Origin of the sequence: uncultured Pseudoalteromonas sp. (genome assembly GCF_963922945.1) — a bacterium.
GTDB lineage: Bacteria > Pseudomonadota > Gammaproteobacteria > Enterobacterales > Alteromonadaceae > Pseudoalteromonas.
In genome coordinates, this window is the sequence record NZ_CAWUKC010000003.1 from 12,425 (window position 1) to 38,704 (window position 26,280).

A 26,280-nucleotide genomic window follows, 5' to 3' on the forward strand; every position below is an offset into this window, starting at 1 on the left:
CGGATATTAGCAGCTAACAGCCTGTTAGCTGCTTTACTTCTCATTGCGTTTGTCTAACCGACACGCAGAATATTCTTCAGCAAACAGACAAACAATTCTTCAGTTCAAGGCGATTAAATTTTATGAAGTATTTGATATATGCCAGCCTTATCATAAGCAGTTCAAGTATTGCACAAGATGCACCTAACTATGCGATTAGCGCAATTAACGCAAGTAAAACCCTACTTACTGATATAACCAATACAGGAGCTGGATTAGTGGCCGTGGGTAAACATGGCACGGTAATAACCAGTAAAAATGCAGAAAATTGGCAACAAGCACAAAGTGTTCCTACACAGGTTCTGTTAACGGCTGTCGATTTTAGTAGTGAAACACATGGTTGGGCATGCGGACACGATGCCACGATAATAAACACAACCGATGGTGGCTTAAATTGGCATTTACAACAAGCAGAGCCAGCGCTTGATAAGCCCTGTTTAGACATCTATTTTGAGGATGAGTTGAATGGTTTTGCTGTAGGCGCTTATGGCATGTTTTATCAAACGAATGATGGTGGTAAGCGTTGGAATAAACGCTTTTTAGATTCTCTACTTTATAGTGAAGATAAAGAATATTTAGATGATTTAAAGGAACATGACCCCGAAGGCTACGAAGCTGAAACTGCTTCTATATTACCTCACTTTAACCGCATTGAAAAAACAGAGACTGGTTTAATGTTAGTTGGTGAAATGGGCTTAATGGCTACAAGCTCTGATAGCGGACAAACATGGCAGCGACTTGATGAAATTTACCCAGGTTCTTTTTTTGCTTTGGCCTCAGGCTCAGGGCAAGAAATTGTTGCTGGGCTTAGAGGTAATGTATTTGCTAAAAACAAGAATTCTCAGCAGTGGCAGCATTTTGAAAATGTAAAAGCCGCCACAGTCAATAGCATTATCAGTTTTAATAATGAGCATTGGCTACTGCTAGCTAATAGTGGTGTGATTTTTCATTTAAAAGACGGCTTACTTACACATGAACAACGCCCCGATGGTAAAGCGATTCTAGATGGCGTAATAATTAATAATAAATTGGTCATGGCAACAGAAGATGGCATTAAAGTGAAGGAGTTGACCCCTTAATGCATACGTTTTTAGATTTTTTAGAAAAGGCGGTGTTTAGGCACCGTACTATCATGTTGATTGCTTTTACGCTAATCACATGTTTGTTAGGCTATAAAGCCACTCATATTCAATTAGACGCCTCGTTTAACAAAAATATTCCGCTAAATCACGAATACATGAAAGTGTATACCAAACACGAAAAACAATTTGGTGGCGCAAATAGTATTTTAATCTCGGTGTGTGATGACAGTGGCAACATTTTTAACCCCGAATTTTTCACTCAATTAAAAGCGGTACACGATCAGCTATATTTTATCCCTGGTGTAAACCGTCCATTAGTTAATTCTATATTTGCGCCAAGTGCGCGTTTTGTTGAAGTGGTTGAAGATGGTTTTGCTGGCGGGCCAATTATTCCTGCAAACTTTAAAGCCGACCAAAAAGGCTTAGCGGTTGTAAAAGAAAATATTGAAAAAGCAAAAATCGTAGGGCGCATGATTGCCAGTGATTACTCATGTGCAATGGTAACCGCCCAGCTATTAGAAACTGATCCGCAGACTCAGCAAAAGTTAGACACACTCGCATTTGCAGAAAAGTTAGAAACACAATTAAGAGAGCCCCTTAGTACAGATAAAGTCAGTATTCATATTATTGGTTTTGCAAAAATGGCAGGCGATATTGCACAAGGGGCAAAAGGGGTTGTATTGTTTTTTGCTATTGCCATTGGCTTTACTTTTATTATGGTATGGCTGTTTTGTGGCAGTTTAAAACTCACTATTTTACCTATAGCGTGTTCGATTATAGCCGTAATTTGGCAAATGGGTTTATTGTCTACTTTAGGCTTTGGCCTCGACCCTATGTCTATATTGGTGCCGTTTTTAGTGTTTGCAATTGGTGTGAGTCATGGTGTGCAAATGATTAATGCTATTGGCAAAAAAGTGGGTGAGGGTAAGAGCACCCGCATTTGTTGTCAATCAAGCTTTAGAGCATTACTTGTTCCCGGTGGTATTGCACTGCTGTCAGATACGGTTGGTTTTTTAACCTTACTTACTATTGATATTGGCATTATTCGCGAACTAGCAATCACAGCAAGTTTAGGCGTTGCAGTGATTATTTTTACTAATCTTATTTTGTTACCTGTGTGGGCTTCATATATGAATTTTGCCAACACAATTCATATTCAATCAGGCGACTCACAAAAACCTAATATGCTTGATGCAATACGCGATTTACTAGTAAAAGCCACAGACCCTAAAACAGCGAAAATTATTATTGGTTTTACCTTAGTATTATTTGCATTGGGTTATTGGCAAGCAGATAAAATGCGAATAGGTGATTTACATGCGGGGGCGCCGTCACTTCATCAAGATGCTCGTTACAATCAAGATACGTTTTTAATATCGGACAAATACACTATTTCTTCAGATATTTTAAAAGTGATCGTTGAAGCCTATCCAGCAGCCTGTACAGAGCACGATGTAATGGAGCGAATTAGCCGCTTTCAATACAAAGTAGAAAATGTACCCGGTGTTCAGTCTGCTGTAAGTTTAAGCTCTGTGGCGCAATCGGTTAATGCAGGTTATAACGAAGGTAACTTAAAATGGCAGAGCTTACCGCGTAACTCAGCCAGCCTAGTGCAATCGACAGCCCGTGTAGAAACAAGCACAGGATTACTCAATGGTGATTGTTCAGTAATGCCGGTGATCATATTTTTAGATGATCACAAAGCAAATACAATCGATACCGTAATTCAACGTGTTAAGCAATTTGCGCAAGAAGAAGGCACAGATAAGTTAGCCTTTAAATTAGCCTCGGGTCCTGTTGGAGTAATGGCGGCAACAAACGAGTCTGTTTCTGCGGCGCAAATTCCGATGATGCTTTACGTTTACGGCGCAGTTATTGTTTTATGTTTATTGAGCTTTAAAAGCATTAAAGCGACAGTTGCAGTCGTTTTACCACTTTATATTGTGTCAACGCTAGCACAAGCATTAATGGTGCAACTAGAGATAGGCTTAACGGTTTCTACCTTACCGGTTATAGCGTTAGGTGTAGGTATTGGTGTTGACTACGGCATTTATATCCTTTCTTCTATGATGGGGCAGCTTAAGCAAAATGTACCGCTAAGCGTAGCATATCGTAATGCGCTTATTGAACGTGGTAGTGCTGTACTGTTCACGGGTATTACGCTTGCGATAGGTGTCAGCACCTGGATATTCTCTGATCTTAAGTTTCAAGTAGATATGGGAATACTGCTTACTTTCATGTTTTTAGTAAATATGTTGGGCGCAGTGCTGTTATTACCCGCAATTGGCAGTCTGCTGTGGACCGACCAGAAAAAATAAAGTGAATAATTGTGCTTCTAAATGACCAGTAATGGTCATTTCTATCTATATTTTGTGAATAGATGAGCAAATGGCTGAAATGCTTAAAATGTTTTCATCGAAAAGGCTGTTTATTAGCGCCAAAAGGGTTAGAATTTAACTGACTCCACGCTAATAAATGGCTGTACAAATATTCTGCTTAACTAAAAGCAGTAATAGATTAAGGAATATACAATGACACGAAATGAAGGCCAAGCCTCGGTTATCCTAGATAATGTCTGTAAGCTTATCCAGAAAAAAGTTCACGCTGATAATGTGTTACTCGTTGAGAAATTCGCCAAAGCCTTGTACAGCAACATGTCTAAAGAGGATTTGGCAAATCGCAATGATAGTGACCTATACGGTGCTGCACTTAGCCTTTGGAATGCACTAGAAAAAAACACCACGGACGACGCAGTAATTCGCGTTTTTAATCCTGAAGTAGCAAAAGATGGCTGGCAGTCATCGCATACCATCGTCGAGATTATCGCTAAAGATATGCCATTTTTAGTTGATTCTGTACGTATGGCTATGACCCGTGAAAATATTGCTTCTCACTTGTTACTTCATTGCCCACTAAAAATTCAACGCGACGAAGACGCTAAAATTTCTGGTTTATCAAACTTAAAAGCTGAGCAAGAATCTAGTTCAACTAAAACGGTTTTCTTTATAGAAATTGATCGTCAAACTGATGCGTCTGTTATCGCTTCTTTTAAAAAAGAGCTTGAGTCGGTATTAGTTGATGTTTCTGTAGCCGTAGAAGATTGGCAGCCAATTCGCGAAAAGTTAGTTTCTGTAACCAAAGAAATTCCTAAGCGTAAGCATAATAAAAATAAAAGCGAAGTATCAGAAGCCGTTGAGTTTCTAGATTGGCTAGTTAAAGATAACTTTACTTTAATGGGCTACAGAGAATACGAGCTTACCCCTGTACAAGGTGATTACCAGTTAAAAGGTAAAATGGATACAAGCCTTGGCCTTATGAAAAACTCAACAGATGAGCACACACGTTTATTATCTGAATTACCTGAGTTTGCTCGTCAAGAGGCACTAAGCAGCAACTTATTAGTGTTAACCAAAACCAACTCTGTGTCACGCGTTCACCGTCCAGCCTATATAGATTACGTAGGTATCAAACGCTTTGATGATAACGGTAATGTTATTGGTGAAGACCGTTTTATTGGTTTATTCTCATCAAGTTTTTACAATAATAGCGCCGCTGATGTGCCTGTTTTAAAAACTAAAATTAACCGTATTATGGACATGTGTGATTTTGCAAAAGGCACACATGCTTACAAAGCGGTACTGAATATATTAGAAACGTACCCACGTGATGAATTAGTCCAAGCTCGTGAGGGTGAGCTACTTGAAGTTGCGATGGGCGTACTACAAATACAAGAACGTGATATGTGTCGCTTATTTGTACGTAAAGACGCCTACGGCCGTTTCTTTTCTTGTATGGTTTATGTACCGCGCGAGCGATATAACACAGCGCTGCGCCGTGAAACGCAAGATATTTTAGCTCATGCCTTTAATTCTGACGAAAAAGTCGAATTTACTACCTATTTCTCTGAGTCAACACTGGCGCGTACTCATTACACCGTTCGTGTGACTGATAACAATATCGAATATAACGTGAAAGACATCGAAAACAACTTAGTAGAAGCTGCTCGTACTTGGGAAGACAAATTACAATCTGCATTGTTAGAATCAGCAGGTGAAGCTCGAGGTAATGAGTTAAACCGTAAATATTGCAATGCGTTTGCGCGCTCTTACAAAGATGAAGTGCTTCCTAGTGCTGCGGTTGTAGATATTGAAAAGCTTGAGCTACTAAGCGACGATAACAAGCTAGAAATGCTATTTTACCGTCCACAAGAAGAAGCAAATAGTAATATTGTACGTTTAAGCTTGTTCCATAAAGATGAGCCAATCCATTTATCTGATGTAATGCCAATGCTAGAAAACTTTGGTTTACGCGTGGTTGGTGAAACGCCTTATTCAGTAAAAACCAGTGATGGACGCATAAATTGGATCATGGACTTCTCTATGCTGATCGACAGCAAAGGAATGGATGATTTTGATAAAGTCTCAGCTCGTTTTCGTGCTGCATTAACTAACGTATGGGCTAATCGTTTAGAAAATGACGGTTTCAATCGTTTAGTATTAATGGGCGGTTTAACGGGACGTGAAGCATCTATTTTACGTGCGTATGCCAAATACATGCGCCAAATAGGGGTTACCTTCTCACAAACCTACATTGAAAGCACGTTTGCAAATTATCCGCACATTGCTGCGCAAATAGTTAATTTATTTGCTAAAAAATTCTCTGTTAAAAGCCCTGCAAGCCCTAAAACACTGGAAAAATTAAGTGCACAAATTTATTTAGAGCTTGAGAACGTAGCAAACCTTGATGATGACCGTATAATTCGTTTATACGTAGATATGATTGTGGCAACACTTCGTACTAACTATTTCCAAAAAGATGAAACAGGTCAGTTTAAATCTTATGTGTCGTTTAAAGTGCAGCCAAGTCTTATTCCTGATATGCCACTTCCGCTGCCAGCGTTTGAGATTTTTGTATACTCTCCGCGTGTAGAAGGTGTGCATTTACGTGGCGGTAAAGTTGCCCGTGGTGGCTTACGTTGGTCTGATCGTCGAGAAGACTTCCGTACTGAGGTACTCGGTTTAGTAAAAGCGCAGCAAGTTAAAAACACCGTAATTGTTCCGGTCGGATCTAAAGGTGGTTTTGTATGTAAGCAACTACCAAGTGAGCGTGATGCCTTTTTTAAAGAAGGTCAAGAGTGCTACAAAATCTTCATTCGTGGTTTATTAGATATTACAGACAACATTGAGCGTGGAGAAATTGTACCGCCGACAAATGTAACACGTCATGATGAAGATGACCCATACCTCGTAGTTGCAGCCGATAAAGGGACAGCTACATTCTCTGACATTGCCAATGGTATTGCTAATGAATATAACTTCTGGCTTGGTGATGCGTTTGCATCAGGTGGCTCAGTCGGTTATGACCATAAGAAAATGGGTATTACAGCAAAAGGTGCGTGGGAGTCTGTTAAGCGCCACTTCCGTGAAATGGATATTGACTGTCAAACAACCGACTTCACTGTAGTTGCTATTGGTGATATGGCCGGTGACGTATTTGGTAACGGTATGTTGCTTTCTAAACATATTCGCCTTCAAGTTGCGTTTAACCATATGCACATTTTTGTAGACCCTACGCCTGATGCCGCAACGTCTTATCCTGAGCGTGAGCGTTTATTTAATCTACCTCGCTCATCATGGGAAGATTATAATAAAGACTTAATTTCAGCTGGTGGTGGGATCTTCTCACGCGCCGCAAAATCAATTTCTTTAAGCCCTGAAATGAAAAAAATGTTGGGCACTAAAAAAGCAAGCATGACACCGAATGAGTTAATCAAAGCTGCTTTAATGATGGAGTTTGATTTACTGTGGAACGGTGGTATTGGTACTTACATTAAACATACCGATGAAACAGACGCTGATGTAGGGGATCGTGCAAACGATGCACTTCGAATAAACGGTAAAGAGCTAGGCGCTAAAATATTAGGCGAGGGTGGTAACTTAGGTGCAACCCAGTTAGGGCGTATCGAGTTTGCTTCTAAAGGCGGGCGTGTAAATACCGACTTTATTGATAACGTAGGCGGTGTTGCGTGTTCTGATAACGAAGTAAATATTAAAATTTTACTTAACGGCTTAGTTTCTGAAGGCGACTTAACACGTAAACAACGTGATGAGTTGTTGTATGCTATGACCGATGAAGTGTCAGAACTTGTACTTAAAGATTGTTATCGCCAAACACACACGTTGTCTATTACGCAATCTAAAGGTGCATCAACCCTTAAAGAAAAGATTCGCTTTATTCATGCCCTTGAAAAAGAAGGTAAATTAAACCGTGCAATTGAGTTTTTACCAACCGATGAAGAGCTCGCAGAGCGTGCTGCTGCAGGTAAAGATTTAACACGACCGGAGCTTTCTGTATTAGTTTCGTACGCTAAAATGGTGCTTAAAGAGTCACTAGTAACGGATGAAATTACTGAAAATCCTTATTACCGTCAGCTATTAGTTAAGTCTTTCCCACGTCCACTACGTGAAAAGTTTAATGACGCGATGGATAACCACCCACTGCGTAAAGAGATCATTGCAACAAAACTGGCGAATAATATTGTTAATGATATGGGCTTAAACTTCATGGTGCGCATGAACGAAGAGACCGGTGCTAACGAAGCCGAAATTGCAATGTGCTACTCTATTGCGAGCGAGATTTTTGAAATGCGTGAAACGTGGTCATCAATAAGCGCACTTGATAATAAGATCCCAGCTGCAGTTCAAACAGAAATGTTGTACCAGTTACGTCGTACAGTTCGCCGTACAACGCGTTGGTTCTTACGTCATCGCAATAAGTCACAAACTATTGAACAAGCTATCGAGTTCTTTGCCCCAACATTTAAAGATCTAAGCGAAAACTTAAATACCTACATGCAAGACAAAGAGCACGAATGTCTAGCTGGTAAAGCAAATGAGCTCGTTGAAAAAGGCGTACCTAAGCAAATTGCTAAGCGTATTATTGACCTTTCTAGCCTGTTCTCTGTTATGGATATAGCTGAAATAGCGCATAATTCAGGCCGCAGTGTGGCGATGGTATCTAATACTTACTTTAAGCTTGGCTCACGCATGGGCTTACACTGGTTCTTAGATCAAATTACTAACCAACCTGTATCTAATCATTGGCAAGCACTTGCTAGAGCGTCTTATCGTGAAGAGCTTGATTGGCAGCAGCGCACATTGTCTCATGTTGTTTTAAACAGCTTTGAAGAGGATGAAAGCGATGTTGATAATCAAATAGATCAGTGGATGGATAGTCAGGATCTGTTGCTTCAACGTTGGAAGCAAATGTTAGCTGAATTTAAAACGTCGCAAAGCCATGATTTTGCTAAGTTCTCAGTTGCATTACGTGAATTGATGCTGTTAAGCCATAACTGTGACACATCAGGAAAATAATTTAGCTTTAATTGGTTATTTATTCAGTAATTAATCAGCTAATTGTTAAAATTGTTATACAATACCTCAGCCTAGTCTGAGGTATTTTTTTGTCTGTAATTTAAAGAGGAACAATTCATGTTTTACGATTTAGCCCGCCGTTTTATGTTTACCCGAGATGCTGAATGGGCTCATGAGTTTGCGCTTAGTAATTTACGCCGTTTTGCACACACCCCTTTAAATGCAGCTTGGTCTCAACAATTAGAAAATAAACCCGTCAATTTTCTAGGCCTCGAGTTTAAAAACCCTGTAGGCTTGGCTGCTGGTTTAGATAAAAACGCAGAGTGTATTGATGCTTTTAGCCAAATGGGCTTTGGCTTTGTAGAGGTAGGCACAGTGACTCCGCGCGCACAAGCCGGTAATGATAAGCCGCGTATCTTTAGATTACCGCAATCTAATGCCATTATTAACCGCATGGGATTTAATAACAAAGGGGTCGATAATTTAGTTAATAATGTAAAAAATGCTAAGTACACTGGTATTTTAGGTATTAATATTGGCAAAAATAAAGATACCCCAAATGAGCAAGGTAAAGACGATTACATTCATTGTATGCGCAAAGTGTTTGAACATGCATCATACATTACCGTCAATATTTCATCTCCAAATACCCCAGGGCTTCGTGATTTACAATATGGCGCCGCACTTGATGACTTACTGCAGAGCTTGAAAAACGAGCAGCTTGATTTAATTGCCAAGCATAATAAGCAAGTCCCTATGCTTGTAAAAATAGCGCCTGATCTTGATCAAGTTCAAATTGAGCAGGTTAGTGAGTCGTTATTAAATAATCAAATTGACGGCGTAATTGCCACAAATACGACGCTAGAACGTAGTGCAGTTATGGGGCAACAATACGCTGATGAAGCGGGGGGGTTATCAGGTGCCCCTGTCAGAGAGCGCTCTACAATGGTAGTGAGTGAACTTAAGCGTTTAACGCAGGGTAAATTACCTATTATTGGTGTTGGCGGCATCGATGATGCCCAATCTGCACAAGAAAAACTAAATGCAGGTGCAAATTTAGTTCAGGTTTATACTGGGTTCATCTACAAAGGGCCACAATTAGTGAAATCGATCGTTGATTCCTTATAAGGATCAGTTATGTAAGCTTTTGATCGTTCAATAAATGTTCTAAACAAATATTTTAAAAACGGTCAAAAGTCGCTATAATCTAATATTAATGTCTTATTATTAAAATAAAAAATTAAACAAGGAGGAGGCAAATGTTACAAGCAACAAAACAATGGCAGTGGATTGCATGTGCAAATAAAAACCGCTTACTGCTTGATTTAAATGATGATATGCAACTTTGCACACCCTATAAATTAAGACAGCTCACCGACTGCGCTTTTAAAAACCCACGCTTTAGCTTAGAAGATGCTGCTTTTTATGAGCAGGTATATAACTATTTAGATGGATTTGATCTCTATACACCTGCCCAAATGTGCCAAATATCGCTAAATGCTACCGCTGTAAAATTTCATTTAAAGCCAGTACTTGCTAAAAGCTGGTTTTTTGATGAGTATACTGGCACTCAGCCAAGTACAGAAGCTATCGTTAAACTTACCTCAAAAGCGCAAACCGGCGAATTCTTAATTGTTGAGCATTGTCCTGAGGCTTCAATTTGCTTAAACCTGAGCGAAACGTTTCACCTTGATAATAATTTATCGCTTGAACAGTTCGAAGTTATCCGCGTTTTAAATAATCGTGTTCACCCACTATTACTTGAGCAATATCACACTAAATCAGCTTAGCAAATTTACAAATCGAGCTGTGTTTATCAAGTGTTTGTCAGCCAACCTATGTTATAATCCTGCGTAATTAGCTATTAAGGGTTATTACTTTGCAATTTATCGCACTTACTTCTATCGGAATCGAAAATTTACTTGTTGATGAGCTTACTGATTTAGGCGCCGTTGTGTCTAAACAGACAGTCGGTTCTGTTCGCTTTGAAGCAGATTCAACATTGGCACAAAAGGTTTGCCTATCAACTCGTTATGCTACGCGTGTGCTGATGCTCATTGAAGAAAAAGAAGGCGTTAACGATAAAGATAGCCTATACAAGTTCGCTCGTTTTCAACCTTGGCAAGAGTGGTTCGGGCCAACTCAAACATTTGCTGTAGATTTTAGCGGAACTAACGATGCTTTAAAAAATACGCAGTTTTCAGGCCTTGTTATCAAAGATGCCATTGTTGATTACTTTAATGATTTATATGAACAACGTCCAAATGTAGACAAGCAAGACGCTAATGTTCGAGTTGTAGCACGCTTAAACCGACAGGGTGTTGCACTTTATATTGATTATTCTGGACCTCGTTTATCTGAGCGTGGCTATCGCCAAGGCCAAGGTAAAGCGCCAATTAAAGAGCATTTGGCTGCAGCTATTATTAAACGCAGTGGGTGGCTTGAAAACGTTAAGCAACCCTTATTCGACCCCTGTTGTGGTGCGGGTACTATTTTAATAGAAGCCGCGGGCATGGCCCGCAATGAAGCACCCGGTTTATTTAGAGAGGGTTTTGCCTTTGAGCGTTTACCGAGTTTTAGAGCGGCTAAATTTAAGCAACTTCGCGAAGAATTAATTGCACAAATTACCGATCCAAAATTGTGGTTAATAGGCCACGATTACGATGCGCAAGTTCTTGAAAAAGCGATTGCCAATGCCGAGCGAGCAGAGCTTGACCATATTATTAAGTTTAAGCAAAGTGATGCAACTAAGCTCACCTCTGTCGCTAAATTACCAGGCGTGGTTATTTCAAACTTACCGTACGGTGAGCGTATTGGCTCTATGGCTGAGCTAGTTAACTTACACCGCAGCATGGGGGTGGGTTTTAAAAAGCACTTTAACCATTGGAAACTGGCGCTGTTAGGTATGGATGAAAGCCTATTTAAACTGCTAAAGCTGGTTAAGCAAAAGCGTTATAAATTCAAAAACGGCCCATTAGATGTAGAACTAAACTTATACCAATTAGATGATAAACAAGTAAGCCTGACAAGCGATGACAAACCAGCGCTCAACTTTGAAGGCTCAATGTCGTTTGCTAACCGTTTGAAAAAAAATAAACAAAACCTTAAAAATTGGCTTAAACAAAACGAAGTACAAGCCTATCGAGTTTATGACGCTGATATTCCTGAATATAATGTAGCAGTTGATGTTTATGGCGACTCTGCTGTAATTTTTGAATATGCTGCACCAAAAGAAATTGACGAAAAAACATCACAAAAGCGTCTTCAAGACGTGATTAGCTTAACGGCGCAGCAGCTAAATATACCATCTGAAAACATCGCCGTTAAAGTGCGTAAAAAGCAAAAAGGGGAAGAACAATACACCCCAATGGCCAAACAAAATCGCACTATGGTGGTGGAAGAGTTTGGTGCAAAATTTAAAGTAAACTTGTTTGATTACCTTGATACAGGGCTATTCTTGGACCATCGCTTAGCGCGTCGTTATATTCAGCGAAATGCAAAAGACAAACGTTTTTTAAACTTATTTGCTTACACCGGTACAGCCTCTGTACACGCAGCATTAGGTGGGGCAAAGGCAATTACTACTGTTGACTTATCAAAAACTTACCTTAAGTGGGGCCAAGATAATTTTGCCTTGAATGATATAAGCAACACCCGTTACCGTTTTGAACAAGCTGATTGTTTAAAATGGCTAGAATACGCACAAGGCCAGTACGACTTAATATTTTTAGATCCGCCAACGTTTTCTAATTCAAAGCGAATGAAAGACGCGTTTGATGTACAAGCTGATCATATAAAGTTACTTACGTGGGTTAAAAAAATCTTAAGTCCGTCGGGTACATTAATTTTTTCTAACAACAAACGTGGTTTTGTTATGGATGAAGTTGGTTTAATGGGCTTGGGCTTAAAAGCTAAAAATATCTCAGATAAAACGTTATCTCCCGATTTCAAACGCAATAAAAAAATACACAACAGTTGGTTAATTACCCATGGCTAAGTTTGTTTTGTATCATACCGATGGCTGCCATTTATGTGAGCAAGCCGAGCAGGTGTTATTGTCGGTTTTAGGTGATAAAAACGAGCTTGAGTTAATCGATATTTTGACTGATGAACAATTAATAGCGCGGTTTCAGTTAAGTATTCCCGTATTTAAAAGCAAAACCGGCCAACTTTTGTATTGGCCGTTTGATGCACAAACAGTGCATGAATTTTTAGCGCAAGAATAAAGAGCAGTATGTATGGATTTAATTAGAATACAAAAAGCGCAGCTAGCTTATGGTACGCACCCCTTACTCGATAATGCTGATGCAGTGATAGAAAGTGGTGAGCGCGTCTGTATTGTTGGTCGAAATGGTGCCGGTAAATCAACACTTTTAAAAGTACTTGATGGGCAAGTGATACTAGATGATGGTGAGATTAATCAGCTTGGTGGAATAAAAATATCACGCCTAGAGCAAGACCCTCCTAAGGGAGCTAATGGCTCAGTATTTGATTATGTAGCGCAAGGCATGCCTGACATTGCCAATTTATTAATTGATTATCACCATGTCAGCACACAACTACAAACAGATTGCACAGATAAATTGCTTAGTAAACTTGAGCGGCTATCTAATGAGTTAGAGGCTTGTGATGGTTGGCGATTTGATTCGCGCATTCAACTTGTATTGACCCGCTTAGAGTTAAAACCTGATGCTAAATTAGAGTCACTCTCTGGTGGCTGGCTTCGTAAAGTGGCATTAGCGCGCGCCTTGGTAAGTGAGCCTGATTTATTGCTCCTTGATGAGCCTACAAACCATTTAGACGTAGAGAGTGTTAAATGGTTAGAGCAGTTTTTAAAAGAATTTAAAGGCGGTATTGTATTTATATCGCATGACCGTGCGTTTATTCGTGCCGTAGCTACACGCATTTTAGACTTAGACCGCGGTAAATTAATTTCTTACCTAGGGGATTACGCTACCTACCTTGAACAAAAAGCGCATGATTTAAAAGTAGAAGAAACACAAAACGCTCTTTTTGATAAACGATTAGCGGAAGAAGAAGCGTGGATACGCCAAGGTGTAAAGGCACGTCGTACACGTAACGAAGGGCGCGTGCGTGAGCTTAAGCAACTTCGTGTTGAGCGAAAAGCCCGTGTTGAGCAGGTAGGTAAAACAGATTTTAACATTGAAACGGCTGATCGCTCAGGTAAGTTAGTATTTGAAGCTAAACACATTAATCATGCGTTTAAAGAAAAGGTAATCGCAAATGATTTTTCTACCCTTGTTATGCGCGGTGATCGTATTGGCTTAGTTGGCCCCAATGGTATTGGTAAAACAACCGTATTAAAACTATTGTTTGGTGATTTAGAAGCCGATAGTGGCCTTGTTAAACAAGGGGTTAATTTAGAGTTTGCTTATTTCGACCAATATAGGCAAACCCTTGATGAAGAGGCAACGGTTCAAGATAATGTTGCCGAGGGCAAACAAGAGGTCATGATGGGCGGGCGAACGCGTCATGTACTTGGTTATTTACAAGACTTTTTATTTCCCCCTGCACGTGCAAGAACACCTGTAAAGGCGCTCTCGGGTGGTGAGAAAAATAGGCTATTACTTGCAAAACTGTTCTTAAAACCATCAAACATTCTCGTTCTCGATGAGCCTACGAATGATCTAGATATCGAAACTCTTGAGTTACTAGAAGAAATCATCAATCAATACCAAGGTACTGTGCTTATAGTAAGCCATGACCGTGAGTTTATTGATAATACCTGTAGCAGCGTATGGGCATTTGAAGGCAATGGTAAAATAACTGACATAGTTGGGGGTTATACCGACTACCAAGCTTATTTAAGTTATTTAGCCGAGCAAGAAAAACAGCAAGCGCCTAAAAAAGAAGTAAAACCAGCGCCTGTTGCGGCAAAAAAAACTGAAAACAAAAGCACAAAGCTTTCTTACAAATTAAAACTTGAATTAGAGCAACTACCCAATAAAATGGAACAACTTGAAGCTGCGGTAGAGGCGCAGCAAGCTGTAGTGAGCGATCCTGACTTTTTCAAACAAGATAGCGACGTAACCACTGATGCATTGAACCATTTAGCAAAACTTGAGTCTGACCTTGAAGCCGCGTTTGAGCGCTGGGAAGAACTTGAAGAATTACAGAATCAGTAGTAAGGATTAAAATGAAATATAAATTACTCGCTGCCAGTATTTTAGCGACATTGAGTACATCTGCATTAAGTGCAACCTATGAATTAACAGAACTAGGTACTCTTGAGGGCGCTAAACATTCTTACGTGACTGACGTAAGCGAAAGCGGGCACATTATTGGTACTGCCAACGGACTGTATAATTTACCAATTGATATTAGCTATATCGATTTTACCGAGAACGTGATTGAAAATGCGTACGACAGTGAAGAGTACAATTTTGAATTAAGTGATAAAGAAATTACCTTCACACTTGATGATATAGAAAATAACGATGCGGTCTTTACCAATGCCGATGCGCATTCATTTATGATTAGTTTTTTAGCTGGTCGCACATCTGATTTTGAGTACCAAAAGCTCAGCTCTGTTGTGGGCGTAAAGTTTGAAAACGGCACAGCGACTGAACAAGTTTTATTTGATGAAGAGTCAGTGGATTATGATGGCTTAACACGTTCTATTAGTAATTTTTATAATGCAGTGAGCGAAGATGGCGTAAGCGTTGGTTGGAGTGGTGCGCCTTACGATAAAGTTTTATTTACCCCTGACGGTGAAGATGAAGACGAGACATGGTTTACGCATGACTTTATAGAACGCGGTATTATTATTTCTGAAGATGGCACGCAAAAGGTCGCGCTGGTACCAGAATTTGACGATTATGGCGGTACTAGCCGCGCTAACGATATTATAAAAACGAGTAATGGCTACACGGTTGTTGGCTATGTTTCAACAGGTATTCCTGAAGATCGCCTTGATAATATTGAGGATAATTGTGACAACGAAGATGAACCTACAAATACGTGTGTGCAACTACTAAATTCGAGTGTCAGTACCGGTGTATTTGACGAGCGAGCGGTAAAGTGGGAGCTTGATGAAGCGTTTAATATCACCTCTACCGAAATACTGGGTCTTGCCTTAACACCAGAAGATGACGATGATTTTGCTTTTACAAGCACAGCGCTTGCACTTAACGCTAATGGCACAATTGTTGGCTCGTCCAATGCTCGTTACTATAAAAATGACGACACTATTTTAACAATGCCGGTGTATTTTAAAAATGGTGACGTGTTTAATTTTATAGACCAAGAAGATGATTGGCTCGCAGGTAAAGCACTTGCTGTTAACGACAACGATGTAATAGTGGGTTATGCATCAAAACGTATTGAAACGACTATTCGCGATCAATTTTTCTACCACGATATAAACACAGGAAATACGGTTTTCCCGACAGGGTACTTTAATAGCTCAAGTGCGTATGGTAAAGATATTAATAACCAAGGTTATGTTGTGGGTGAGGGTGAAGTTGGTACAACTGAAAACAGCCGACGTAAAGAAGCGTTTATTTACAAAATTGGTGATGACAAAATTACCAATTTAAACGATTTGCTCCCTTGTTACGAAACAGACGGTGAGACGACCTATGCCTACACGATGGCTGAAGCAAATGTAATTAACGAAAACAATGAAATTTTTGGTGTTGCAACAAAAACCGTTGAAAAGCGTGATACATTTGGCAATGTAGAAACAGACCTAGATGGCAATATTGAATATGAGAGTGTGGCTGTTGCAGTTAAACTGACACCTATTGACGGTGAAGTTGAAGACTGTGCAACCATCGAAGAAGAGCTTTATGAAAGAAGCTCAGCGAGCCTTGCGTGGTTCTCATTACTCTTATTACCGCTAGTTGGTTTACGCAGAGTATTTAGATTTTAAGCCTAAGGCGATTTTGATAAAAACCAACTTATAAAAGTTGGTTTTTTTTCGTCTATAATTTAATACTGGTATTTATATCAACCTGCGAAGCTATTTAGTCATTTTGAGGGTTTAAAGTGTCGCTATCAGTATTAAAAAACAATTAAGTAGCGGATTTTTTACTGAGCTATCAACACCTTTTTCTATATGCAAAATAGATCTCTTCATTAAAAGGGTTGTTTTTACTGATTACGTGCCAACCACGCTTTACGCACAGAGCGGCGCCAAATAATATCTATACTAAAATAAGCGATTAAAGAGGCGATTGACGCACACACTAATGAACCAATTAAAAAAGCAGGCCCTATTGTAGAAAGGCTTTCTATAAACCATGCCCAGCTTGGTTCAAAAGAGAAATGCTGCTCAGGCTGGTTTAGTACCAGTGTACCAACAAGGTAGGAGCCGTAAAATATTGGCGGCATAGTCAGCGGGTTGGTTAACCACACTAATGCAACTGAAATAGGTAGATTGACTCTAAATACAATCGCAGCGGCAGCGGCTAAAACCATTTGAAAAGGAACTGGTATGAACGCAAAAAATAACCCAACTGCAAATGCCCCTCTTGCTGAGCGTCTGTTTAAATGCCAGAGGTTAGCATCTTGTAATAGGCGGCCAAATATTCTAAGCGTTTTGTGATGCCTAATTTTATTAGGATCAGGTAAAAATCGTTGGATCGTTTTCTTAGGCATTTCAAGCAACCATTTACTTCAGTGTGGATTAGTCTTGGGTTTGTAATTAGTTGTGTTTCAACCGTATTTTATTATCAAACCCATGAATTTACAGTTATCACAATATCTATCCTTATTGCGAGCGCCTATTTTAAGCCGTTTTTAAATGTTTTGTTAGGGTTTATTTTAGCTATTTGCTGCATTATTGCGCACTTTTACCTGTTTTATAGCTATCCATTACCTACAGGCGAAAATAATTATGCACTCGCCGCAAAAGTGCATGTTGATGAGGTTATCTCTGCAAAGCAGCCTCAGTATATAAAAGCGACAATATTAAAACTTAATGGGGATAATATACATAAATTTAAAGCGCCAAAAGCCATGTTAAGTGTCGACTCTTCTCAAGTAATACAGCAGGGAGATATCTTTGAGGCTCACATTACACTGAAAAATTTTAGAGCAATAAAAAATAATGACGTGTTTGATAGTAATCTGCATGCATTTATGCAACGCATATTATTTAAAGGTAAAGTGCTAAATAAGGAGCTTCAATTCACTAATACGGCTTCACCTTCATTTATAAACAAATATAGAACGTATTTAAAACGAACCTACCAAAATACGACGCTAAATTGGCTTTATTATGCCTTGCTAAGTGGCGATAAATCACTAATGTCGTATGAAAATAAGCAGACAATGCAAAGTTTAGGGCTCAGCCATCTGTTAGCTATTTCTGGGTTACATATAGGGCTGATATTCAGCTTCGCTTACATACTGACTAAGTACAGTGTCGTTATTTTTAAACTTAATGTTGTGCAATCAATAAACTTAACTATTTTATATAGTTTTGTAGGTTGGTTAGCTGCGTTAATTTATGTTTATTTGAGTGACTTTTTACTCTCTGCGACCCGCGCATTAATTATGTTAAGTTATCTATTGTGCCTTTATTTTACAGCTAATCAGCCACTGAGGTGGCGTAGTATCTTGTATGCTTTAGTTGCTGTATTAATAATAAACCCGTTTAACGTTTTAAATCCTGGCTTGTATTTTTCTTTTACTGCGGTTGCCGTTATTTATCTAGTTATACAGCACCGAGCAAAAACTAAATACAGTTGGCTCAGCGTTATAAAAGCGCTGTGCACCATACAATTGGCTTTATTTATTGGTTTGCTCCCTATCACTTTAATTTATTTTAATGGTGTAAGTATTATTGGTTTGGTGATTAATTTGATAGCAATACCGTTATTAAGCGTAGTTATCATGCCAGTTTTGTTATTATTCACGCTAGTAAGTGTAATAGTTGATTTAACACCCATTATTTTGTTGTTTGATAATGTGTTATTTACTTTATTCAAATATATGGAAGCGATCCCATGGCATTACAGGTGGTTAGATGTCGCCAAACCGCCGATGCTGTATGTGTTGTGTGCTTATTTAGTCATTTTAATTCTTTATTATTGTCCTTTTAAACGCTTAGTTTTAATCCCTGTATCTATCGTTTTTATTGATCATATAAGTGTACAAAAGCCCATTTGGCAGTTTCATGTGTTTGACGTAGGGCATGGGTTAATGACCTTACTTGAAAAGGATGAACAAGCCATTATTTACGATTTTGGACCCAGCTATTTTAACCGATATAGTCGCGCACACAGTGTGCTACTTCCCTATTTAGATATTCATAATTTAACGGTTAGTGATGCAATAATAAGTCATCAAGATAACGATCATGCCGGCGGAGCAACTTTTTTTAAAAAGGCAGGATTTACCAACACCTTTAAGCGCTTTCATCCAAATGGCATGGAAATGCCTTGTGTCTCTACAGAGTATAATTTTTATGGTTTGCACATACGTAGTTTTGTCAGTAACGAATTTAATAATGAAAATGATGATTCGTGTGTTGTTTTGATCAAATCAGCGCAACTGTCTGTGTTATTAACGGGTGATATTTCAAAAGCACGAGAGCTGCGTCTTATTACTGCTCATTCGCTGCACGCCGATATTGTTTTAAGTCCTCATCATGGCAGTGACACATCTTCGAGCAAGGCGTTTATAAAACATGTAAATCCACATACGGTTATCCACTCAACGGCTCATAAAGGGCAGTGGCAGTTTCCAAGCGATAAGGTTATCGCGCGTTACGATGATATAAATGCAAAACAATATATAACAGCTCGAGATGGGCAAATCACAGTGAGTGTGTATGAAGATCATTTTGAAGTGACAACAGCAAGAGAACACGAAAGTTATTGGTTTATAGCAGATTGACGTTTAGTTTTAATGGTTTGAAGGATACAATACATATTGTAATTGTATAACGAGAGTAATATGAGTCAAAGTACTACACAAATTTATAAACGGCTGCTTTCTTACGTTGGTGAATATAAAAGCGTTGCCTTCGTCGCTATTATTGGAATGATTGGCTACTCAGGTATGGATGCTTTGTTTATTCAACTGATGAAACCTTTTATTGATGAAGGCTTAAATCAACGCAATAACGAAGTCCTAACCTATGCACCTTATGTAGTTGTAGCACTTGTAATAGGGCGGGGCTTGTTTAATTTTATGTCGTCGTACTGCTTAAGTTATGTCGGTTCGCAAGTTGTTCGCTCGTTACGTCAACAGTTATTTGAGCATATTTTACATTTGCCAGTAACTTTTCATGATAAAAACTCAACAGGCGATTTAATTTCTAAAATCACTTTTGATACAGAGCAAGTACAGCAAGCAATTACTAAAGCGTTATTAATCGTTGTTCGTGAGGGCGCTTTTGTAATGTTTTTGTTGGGCGTTATGTTTTACACCAGTTGGAAGCTTTCACTAATTTTTTTAGTGATCATTCCGCTTGTCGCTATCATTGTAACGTTTGTATCTAAACGTTTTCGTCACATTTCAAAAAATATTCAATCTGCAATGGGGCAGGTAACTCGTAGCTCTGAACAAATGCTAAGCGGGCATAAAGTTATTCATGGTTTTGGTGGCCAAAAACAAGAAATCGATCAGTTTGCAAAAATTAATAATCACAACCGTCAGCAGCGGATTAAAATGGATGCCACTAAAGCGCTGAGTGTGTCGGTTATTCAAGTGCTTGCAGCAAGTGCAATGGCGGTAATATTGTGGGTGGTATCTATGCCATCAATGATCGATACAATAAGCTCTGGCGATTTTGTGGTGCTTATTTCTTCTATGATGATGTTGCTAAGACCGTTAAAGCAATTAGCAAACGTAAATAGTGATTTGCAGCGCGGTATATCTGCAGCGCAAAGTATTTTTTTAGTTTTAGATGAAGAAATTGAAAAAGACAAAGGCACTTACAGCGTAGATAAAGTGAAGGGGGAAATAGAGGTTAAAAACGTGACCTTTAAATACCCTACGAAAGATGAAGCGGTTTTAAATGATTTATCGCTTAGTATAAAAGCGGGTGAAAGCATCGCGCTTGTAGGGCGCTCTGGTTCGGGTAAATCGACTATTTCTAATTTATTACCCCGTTATTATGACTTAGAAGCACCCAGTGAAATTTTATTAGATGGCGTAGCGCTTAAGGACTATAAACTTGCAGATTTACGCCGTCAGTTTGCCTTAGTGTCTCAGCAAGTGGTGTTATTTAATGACACTATTGCTAACAATATTTGTTATGGCCTGACCCGCGAAATAACGCCTCAACAATTAGACGAGGTGGTTAAACAAGCGCACGTATGGGAGTTTGTTAAAGACTTACCTGAGCAACTCAATACTATGGTTGGTGAAAATGGTGTGATGCTCTCGGGGGGGCAGCGCCAACGAATCGCAATTGCACGGGCAATTTTAAAAGATGCGCCTATTTTAATTTTAGATGAAGCAACATCGGCCTTAGACACAGAGTCAGAAAAGCTAATTCAACACGCGCTTGATACGTTAATGCAAGACAAAACCTCTATTGTGATTGCGCATCGGTTATCAACAATTGAAAACAGCGATAAAATATACGTCATTGATGGTGGGCGCGTGATTGAAAGTGGCGATCACCACACTTTACTTGCCAAAGATGGTACGTATTCAGCCTTGTGTAAAATGCAGTTTGGTGAGAGCTAGTGAGTAAAATAGAGCAAAGCTGGTATAGGCCATTTAGTTTAATCACGCTGTTGTTACTTCCTCTCGCTGGATTATTTTGGTTAATTGCAACAATTAGAAAATGGCTATACCAGTTGCGTATACTCAGGTCATTTAAAGCAAAAGCTAACGTGATTGTTGTGGGCAATATAAGTGTCGGTGGAAATGGTAAAACCCCATTTGTGTTATGGCTATACGAATATTTGTCTGAGCAAGGACTAAAAGTCGGCATTATTAGCCGTGGCTATGGTGGTAAAGCCAGCAGTTACCCGCTGGTGGTTGAGCGCGGAGTAACAAGTGCGCAAGCCGGTGATGAGCCAATACTTTTATTTAATCGTTTAAAGTGCCCGCTTGTCGTTGGACCTGATAGAAAAGCCAATATTACATTATTAGAAGAGCAATTTTGTGTGGATGTGATCATTTCAGATGATGGCATGCAACATTATAAAATGGCGCGTGATATTGAGTGCTGTATTGTTGATAGTCAAAGACGATTTGGTAATGGCTTTGTTATGCCCGCAGGGCCATTACGTGAAACGGCAAATAGATTAAATAGCGTTGATTTAGTGATTGAGAATGGGGGCGAGGCGCCTCTTAGTTATGCATTACAAACAAGCTCACTCAAACACGTAGCAAATAACGCCACAGTGAGTGAAAAAATTACGCAAGGTCATGCAATAAGCGCTATTGGTAACCCGCAGCGATTTGAACGTTCACTTAACACGTTAAATGTAAAGCTGATTTCAACGCATCATTTTAGAGATCATTATGCTTACGGCCCAGATGATTTCAAAAAGTTTAACAACGACAATGTACTCATGACTGAAAAAGATGCAGTAAAATGTAAAGACTTTGCAAAAGATAACTGGTACTACTTGCCCGTTAACGCAAAACCGACAGATGCTGTAGTACATAAATTAGATTTATTATTAAAACAAAAAGGGATCCTCAATGGCCTTTGATACAAAATTACTTGAAATAATTGCTTGTCCTGTGTGTAAAGGAAAGCTTCGTTTTGATAAAGAAAATGCAGAACTTATCAGTACTGCAGCTAAGCTTGCATACCCTATACGCGACGATATACCTGTACTTTTAGAAAATGAGGCACGCGAATTATCTCAAGAAGAGGTTGATAAGTGGAATTCGTAGTTATTATTCCAGCTCGTTACGCATCAACTCGTTTACCTGGAAAACCATTGGCCGATATATGCGGTAAACCTATGATACAGCATGTTTATGAAAAAGCATGTGCATCGGGTGCTAGCAAAGTGGTTATTGCAACCGATCATCAAAAAGTTTTTGATGCCGTTAAACAGTTTACACATGATGTAGTGATGACCCGAGAAGACCATCAATCGGGCACTGAACGTTTAGCTGAAGTTGTTGATTTACTCGCGCTTGATAAAGATACGATTATTGTTAATGTTCAAGGTGACGAACCGTTACTTGCCAGTGAAAATGTAAGTCAAGTTGCAGCACTTTTAAATGATTCTACAGCACCTATGGCAACGCTAAGCGTACCTGTAGAAGATCAGGCTGAGGTTTTTAACCCTAATGCGGTTAAAGTAGTGAGTGATATAAATAAAAATGCATTGTATTTTTCACGCGCAAGCATTCCGTTTGATCGGAATGCGATGATGAGTGAAAACGCAGCATTAGAATTAGCACCATTTCAGCGTCATGTTGGGATTTACGCGTATCGCGCAGGGTTTATTAAACAGTATATTGAACTGAGTGTATCTCCGCTTGAGGTGCTTGAATCATTAGAGCAACTACGTGTTTTATACCACGGTTATGCGATTAAGATTGAGCAAGCAAAAGTGACACCTCATGCAGGTGTAGACACCCCAGAAGATTTAGCAAAGGTTATTGCTTATATAAAAGGCAATCTTGCTTAGGTATGAGTAATAACAATTTAAAAATTGTGATGAGCCACGCCGACTTTTATATTTTTGAAAAGCCCGCAGGGCTTAATTTTCATTCTGAAGACGGTGCTGGTTTTGTTGTATTGGCTGAGCAGCAAACCGAAGAAAAATTATATGCTGTTCACCGTCTTGATAAAGTTACATCAGGCCTTATTATTCTAGCTCGTAATAAGGCATCGGCTGCTAAATTTACAGCTCTTTTTACTGAGCACGCCATTAACAAGTATTACTTAGCAATAAGCGATACTAAACCCAAAAAAAAACAAGGCTGGATAAAAGGGGATATGACTAAGTCCCGAAGAGGCATGTTTAAGCTTTTACCGACCATGCAAAACCCAGCAATTACCCGTTTTTATTCTTTTAGCTATAAGCCAGGATTTAGAGCGTATATTTTAAAACCCTATTCGGGCAAAACACACCAACTGCGTGTGGCATTAAAAAGTTTAGGTGCACCAATATTAGGTGACTCTCTTTATAGTGGCAGTAATGCGGTACGTACATACTTACATGCCTATGCGTTAAGCTTTGTGTGGCAGGGTGAACAAGTAAATTGTTGTTTATTTCCTAATGATGGCGATGAATACCAGCAATTAAAAAATCAGCAAGAATTTCAAGCATGGCAAATGCCATGGCAACTGGATTGGTAAATGAGTGAAAATGTAACTGATATCCGCTTTGGCGGTATTAAGCGATTATATGGCAATCAACAATTTAATTGGCTACAACAAGCACACTTTTGTGTTGTTGGTATTGGTGGCGTGGGCAGCTGGACTGCCGAGGCTTTAGCACGTACAGGCGTGGGTAAAATCACGCTAATTGATTTAGATGATATTTGCGCAACAAATATAAATAGGCAAATTCATGCACTTAGCGGCAGTATTGGCCAAGCTAAAGTGGATGCAATGAAAGCCCGTTGTGAGCTGATAAACCCCGAATGTGATGTAACTGTGATAGATGATTTTATTACGTTAGATAATATTCGTGAGCATATTCAGGGATTTGATTATGTTATCGACTGCATTGATGCAGTGAAAGAAAAAGCGGCGCTCATAGCTCATTGTAAACGAAACAAAATACCTATTATTACTACTGGTGGTGCGGGCGGCCAAACTGATCCTAGCCAAATAACCTTTGGTGATGTGGCTAAAACCACGCAAGACCCACTACTTGCAAAAGTACGTTATATTTTACGAAAGCAATACAATTTTAGTAATAATCCTAAACGTAAATTTAATATTGATTGTGTGTACTCCACTGAGCAATTAGTTTATCCAGGTAGTGACGGCAGTGTGTGTCATGCTAAACAAAATGCTGATGGTACAATGAATATGGACTGTAATAATGGCTTTGGCTCGGTGACGATGATCACAGGTAGTTTTGGCTTTTTCGTCGCTGCTAAAGCTGTGCGTAAATATTTAGACAAAAAACAGCGTATGCAACAAGCTCAATAATTTAATTGAGCTTGTTAGCTGCCATGGTTTGAATTGCTTCGACCATGGCTTTTATACCGTTTCCGCGTGACGCACTTAGGTGGTTAATCAACCCCAATTTATCAAACTCATCATACGCATTAATATCCATCACTTCTTCAGGAGTTAAGCCATTATAAAGCGCTAAAATTATCGCTAATAAGCCTTTAACAATGCGTGTATCCGAGTCACCAATAACCACTAAACGATTTTCGCTGTCGTCGAATTCCATAAACATCCACACTTTGCTTTCACAACCGGGTACAAGTGCGTCATCTGTTTTAAGTACATCTGCTAAAGCAGGCAATGTTTTACCCAATAGCATAATTTCGCGATATTTTTGCTGCCAAGATTGCGCCTGTTGTATAGGTTTTATTACGTTATTAAACGTATTTGTCATGAGTTATCCTAAATTAGTCTAATAATTCAATCGTTTCTTGCAAGGCATTGATGAAACTATCAACATCTTGATGGTTGTTATAAAATGCAAAACTTACTCTAACAGTCCCTTTAACCCCTAAATGCTGCATTAATGGCTGCGTACAATGGTGCCCGCTTCGTACTGCAATACCAAATCCGTCAAGCAAAGTTGCCAAATCATAAGGATGTTCATTTTTATAGTTAAAACTCAGTGTGCCAATATTATTTTTTAAGTCGCTGTAAAGTGTAATACCGTCTATTTTACTTAACCGCATAGCTGCATAATTAAAAACGGCCTGCTCATGACATTTTAACTGCTCAAAATCTAATCCAGTTAAATAATCAATTGCGGCACTAAAGCCAATGACACCGGCAATATTTGGCGTGCCGGTTTCAAATTTAGCGGGGGCGTTTCTGTAAGTACTCACCTCAAGTGTTACTGTTTCAATCATCTCACCGCCCGTTTGATAAGGAGTAAGCGTATTGAGTAACTCATAGCGACCATATAAACCACCAACACCGGTTGGGCCGAGCATTTTATGGGCTGAGAATACATAAAAATCACATCCAAGCTGCATCAAATTAGGACGTAAATGCATAGCCCCTTGCGCACCATCGACGATCACGATAGTACCAACTGATTTAGCCGCAGTTATTAGAGGGGATAAATCAGTGATATTACCCAGTGCATTAGAAGCTTGGCTAATACACAGAAGCTTTGCTTTGGTGTTTTTAATAACGTCTATGCAGCGGTTTATATTAAAAGTTGCATCCTCTTCAAGAGGCAGTGAGGACAGGGTAGCGCCAGTGTTTTGTGTTAAAACTTGCCAAGGTACTATATTGGCGTGGTGCTCAAGTGGTGTTATTAATACTGTATCTTGTTGGCTAACTTGGTTTTGCAAGCCGTAAGCAAGTAAATTGAGTGCTTCAGTTGCGCCTTTTGTCCACACGATTTCTTTTGCATTTACGCTAAAATAATTAGCCGTTTTTTCTCTAACTGATTCATATTGCTCTGTAGCCCGCTCACTTAAAGTATGACGGCCTCTGTGCACGTTTGCATTATTGAGCTTGTAAAAAGTCGTAGTAGCATCGATAACAGCTTGAGGTTTTTGCGACGTTGCACCTGAGTCTAAATAAACTAAAGGGTTGCCATTGAAGGTTTGTTTTAAAGTCGGGAAGTCATTACGAATTTTTGTTATATCAAACTCTTGAGCAGTCATGGCTATTCAACATCTATAGATTTAGGCAAGGATTGTAATTGGTTTCATAAAATTGACAAGCGAAG

19 protein-coding genes are annotated in these 26,280 nt (G+C 39.2%); 16 read left to right on the plus strand and 3 right to left on the minus strand.

What is annotated here, in order from left to right; all coding sequences use genetic code 11:
* Window positions 1–122 precede the first annotated feature (122 nt).
* The 9 genes from AABI99_RS01085 (at window position 123) to AABI99_RS01125 (ending at window position 16,388) form a co-directional block, all read left to right on the plus strand.
* On the plus strand, window positions 123–1,118 hold the full coding sequence (locus tag AABI99_RS01085; RefSeq protein WP_338362723.1) for a YCF48-related protein: 996 nt from the start codon (window positions 123–125) through the stop codon (window positions 1,116–1,118).
* Window positions 1,118–3,439, plus strand: a complete 2,322-nt coding sequence (locus tag AABI99_RS01090; RefSeq protein ID WP_338362724.1) for an MMPL family transporter — start codon at window positions 1,118–1,120, stop codon at window positions 3,437–3,439. The genes AABI99_RS01085 and AABI99_RS01090 overlap by 1 nt, the downstream gene beginning before the upstream one ends.
* A 213-nt stretch (window positions 3,440–3,652) precedes the next feature.
* Window positions 3,653–8,494 (plus strand): NAD-glutamate dehydrogenase, encoded by a 4,842-nt coding sequence (locus tag AABI99_RS01095; protein WP_338362725.1) that lies wholly within the window; start codon window positions 3,653–3,655, stop codon window positions 8,492–8,494.
* A 117-nt stretch (window positions 8,495–8,611) separates the two neighbouring features.
* Complete coding sequence (gene pyrD, locus AABI99_RS01100) at window positions 8,612–9,622, plus strand: quinone-dependent dihydroorotate dehydrogenase (RefSeq protein ID WP_338362726.1); 1,011 nt, start codon at window positions 8,612–8,614, stop codon at window positions 9,620–9,622.
* A gap of 131 nt (window positions 9,623–9,753) precedes the next feature.
* A complete protein-coding gene (locus tag AABI99_RS01105) occupies window positions 9,754–10,284 on the plus strand; it encodes a cell division protein ZapC (protein ID WP_338362727.1) in 531 nt (176 codons plus the stop codon).
* Between the two features lie 89 nt (window positions 10,285–10,373).
* Window positions 10,374–12,491, plus strand: coding sequence for a bifunctional 23S rRNA (guanine(2069)-N(7))-methyltransferase RlmK/23S rRNA (guanine(2445)-N(2))-methyltransferase RlmL (rlmKL, locus tag AABI99_RS01110; RefSeq protein ID WP_338362728.1), 2,118 nt, complete (start codon window positions 10,374–10,376; stop codon window positions 12,489–12,491).
* Complete coding sequence (locus AABI99_RS01115; RefSeq protein WP_338362729.1) at window positions 12,484–12,720, plus strand: glutaredoxin family protein; 237 nt, start codon at window positions 12,484–12,486, stop codon at window positions 12,718–12,720. The genes rlmKL and AABI99_RS01115 overlap by 8 nt, the downstream gene beginning before the upstream one ends.
* Window positions 12,721–12,732: 12 nt before the next feature.
* Window positions 12,733–14,640, plus strand: coding sequence for an ABC transporter ATP-binding protein (locus AABI99_RS01120; RefSeq protein WP_338362731.1), 1,908 nt, complete (start codon window positions 12,733–12,735; stop codon window positions 14,638–14,640).
* An 11-nt stretch (window positions 14,641–14,651) separates the two neighbouring features.
* On the plus strand, window positions 14,652–16,388 hold the full coding sequence (locus tag AABI99_RS01125; RefSeq protein ID WP_338362732.1) for a DUF3466 family protein: 1,737 nt from the start codon (window positions 14,652–14,654) through the stop codon (window positions 16,386–16,388).
* A gap of 221 nt (window positions 16,389–16,609) precedes the next feature.
* Here AABI99_RS01125 and AABI99_RS01130 read toward each other — a convergent pair whose 3' ends face one another.
* Window positions 16,610–17,116, minus strand: coding sequence for a DUF2062 domain-containing protein (locus AABI99_RS01130; protein ID WP_338362733.1), 507 nt, complete (start codon window positions 17,114–17,116; stop codon window positions 16,610–16,612).
* Between AABI99_RS01130 and AABI99_RS01135 the strand changes: the two genes are divergently transcribed.
* Genes AABI99_RS01135 through tcdA form a run of 7 tightly spaced genes read left to right on the plus strand, consistent with a single transcriptional unit; the run spans window position 17,096 to window position 24,557 of the window.
* Window positions 17,096–19,360, plus strand: coding sequence for a DNA internalization-related competence protein ComEC/Rec2 (locus AABI99_RS01135; protein WP_338362734.1), 2,265 nt, complete (start codon window positions 17,096–17,098; stop codon window positions 19,358–19,360). The genes AABI99_RS01130 and AABI99_RS01135 overlap by 21 nt on opposite strands.
* Window positions 19,361–19,420: 60 nt before the next feature.
* The gene (msbA, locus tag AABI99_RS01140) at window positions 19,421–21,163 is read left to right on the plus strand and encodes a lipid A export permease/ATP-binding protein MsbA (protein ID WP_338362735.1); all 1,743 of its coding nucleotides are present in this window, start codon (window positions 19,421–19,423) and stop codon (window positions 21,161–21,163) included.
* The gene (gene lpxK, locus AABI99_RS01145) at window positions 21,163–22,143 is read left to right on the plus strand and encodes a tetraacyldisaccharide 4'-kinase (protein ID WP_338362736.1); all 981 of its coding nucleotides are present in this window, start codon (window positions 21,163–21,165) and stop codon (window positions 22,141–22,143) included. Before msbA ends, lpxK begins: the two co-directional genes overlap by 1 nt.
* Entirely contained in the window at window positions 22,133–22,330 is a 198-nt protein-coding gene (locus tag AABI99_RS01150) for a Trm112 family protein (RefSeq protein WP_286244455.1), read from the plus strand. The genes lpxK and AABI99_RS01150 overlap by 11 nt, the downstream gene beginning before the upstream one ends.
* Window positions 22,318–23,079, plus strand: coding sequence for a 3-deoxy-manno-octulosonate cytidylyltransferase (gene kdsB / locus AABI99_RS01155; protein WP_338362738.1), 762 nt, complete (start codon window positions 22,318–22,320; stop codon window positions 23,077–23,079). The genes AABI99_RS01150 and kdsB overlap by 13 nt, the downstream gene beginning before the upstream one ends.
* 2 nt (window positions 23,080–23,081) lie before the next feature.
* Window positions 23,082–23,753, plus strand: coding sequence for a TIGR01621 family pseudouridine synthase (locus AABI99_RS01160; RefSeq protein ID WP_338362740.1), 672 nt, complete (start codon window positions 23,082–23,084; stop codon window positions 23,751–23,753).
* The gene (tcdA, locus tag AABI99_RS01165; protein ID WP_338362741.1) at window positions 23,754–24,557 is read left to right on the plus strand and encodes a tRNA cyclic N6-threonylcarbamoyladenosine(37) synthase TcdA; all 804 of its coding nucleotides are present in this window, start codon (window positions 23,754–23,756) and stop codon (window positions 24,555–24,557) included.
* Window position 24,558: 1 nt separating this feature from the next.
* Here tcdA and AABI99_RS01170 read toward each other — a convergent pair whose 3' ends face one another.
* Together AABI99_RS01170 and AABI99_RS01175 are read right to left on the minus strand one after the other, a co-directional pair.
* Window positions 24,559–24,975, minus strand: a complete 417-nt coding sequence (locus AABI99_RS01170; RefSeq protein ID WP_338362742.1) for a SufE family protein — start codon at window positions 24,973–24,975, stop codon at window positions 24,559–24,561.
* A gap of 13 nt (window positions 24,976–24,988) precedes the next feature.
* Window positions 24,989–26,215, minus strand: a complete 1,227-nt coding sequence (locus tag AABI99_RS01175; protein WP_338362744.1) for a SufS family cysteine desulfurase — start codon at window positions 26,213–26,215, stop codon at window positions 24,989–24,991.
* Between the last annotated feature and the right edge of the window lie 65 nt (window positions 26,216–26,280).

Coding starts and splice junctions, on each gene's coding strand:
- AABI99_RS01085 (WP_338362723.1), top strand. CDS start 123: ATGAAGTATTTGATATATGCCAGCCTTATCATAAGCAGTTCAAGTATT.
- AABI99_RS01090 (WP_338362724.1), top strand. CDS start 1,118: ATGCATACGTTTTTAGATTTTTTAGAAAAGGCGGTGTTTAGGCACCGT.
- AABI99_RS01095 (WP_338362725.1), top strand. CDS start 3,653: ATGACACGAAATGAAGGCCAAGCCTCGGTTATCCTAGATAATGTCTGT.
- pyrD (WP_338362726.1), top strand. CDS start 8,612: ATGTTTTACGATTTAGCCCGCCGTTTTATGTTTACCCGAGATGCTGAA.
- AABI99_RS01105 (WP_338362727.1), top strand. CDS start 9,754: ATGTTACAAGCAACAAAACAATGGCAGTGGATTGCATGTGCAAATAAA.
- AABI99_RS01115 (WP_338362729.1), top strand. CDS start 12,484: ATGGCTAAGTTTGTTTTGTATCATACCGATGGCTGCCATTTATGTGAG.
- AABI99_RS01120 (WP_338362731.1), top strand. CDS start 12,733: ATGGATTTAATTAGAATACAAAAAGCGCAGCTAGCTTATGGTACGCAC.
- AABI99_RS01125 (WP_338362732.1), top strand. CDS start 14,652: ATGAAATATAAATTACTCGCTGCCAGTATTTTAGCGACATTGAGTACA.
- AABI99_RS01130 (WP_338362733.1), bottom strand. CDS start 17,116: ATGCCTAAGAAAACGATCCAACGATTTTTACCTGATCCTAATAAAATT.
- msbA (WP_338362735.1), top strand. CDS start 19,421: ATGAGTCAAAGTACTACACAAATTTATAAACGGCTGCTTTCTTACGTT.
- AABI99_RS01150 (WP_286244455.1), top strand. CDS start 22,133: ATGGCCTTTGATACAAAATTACTTGAAATAATTGCTTGTCCTGTGTGT.
- AABI99_RS01160 (WP_338362740.1), top strand. CDS start 23,082: ATGAGTAATAACAATTTAAAAATTGTGATGAGCCACGCCGACTTTTAT.
- tcdA (WP_338362741.1), top strand. CDS start 23,754: ATGAGTGAAAATGTAACTGATATCCGCTTTGGCGGTATTAAGCGATTA.
- AABI99_RS01170 (WP_338362742.1), bottom strand. CDS start 24,975: ATGACAAATACGTTTAATAACGTAATAAAACCTATACAACAGGCGCAA.
- AABI99_RS01175 (WP_338362744.1), bottom strand. CDS start 26,215: ATGACTGCTCAAGAGTTTGATATAACAAAAATTCGTAATGACTTCCCG.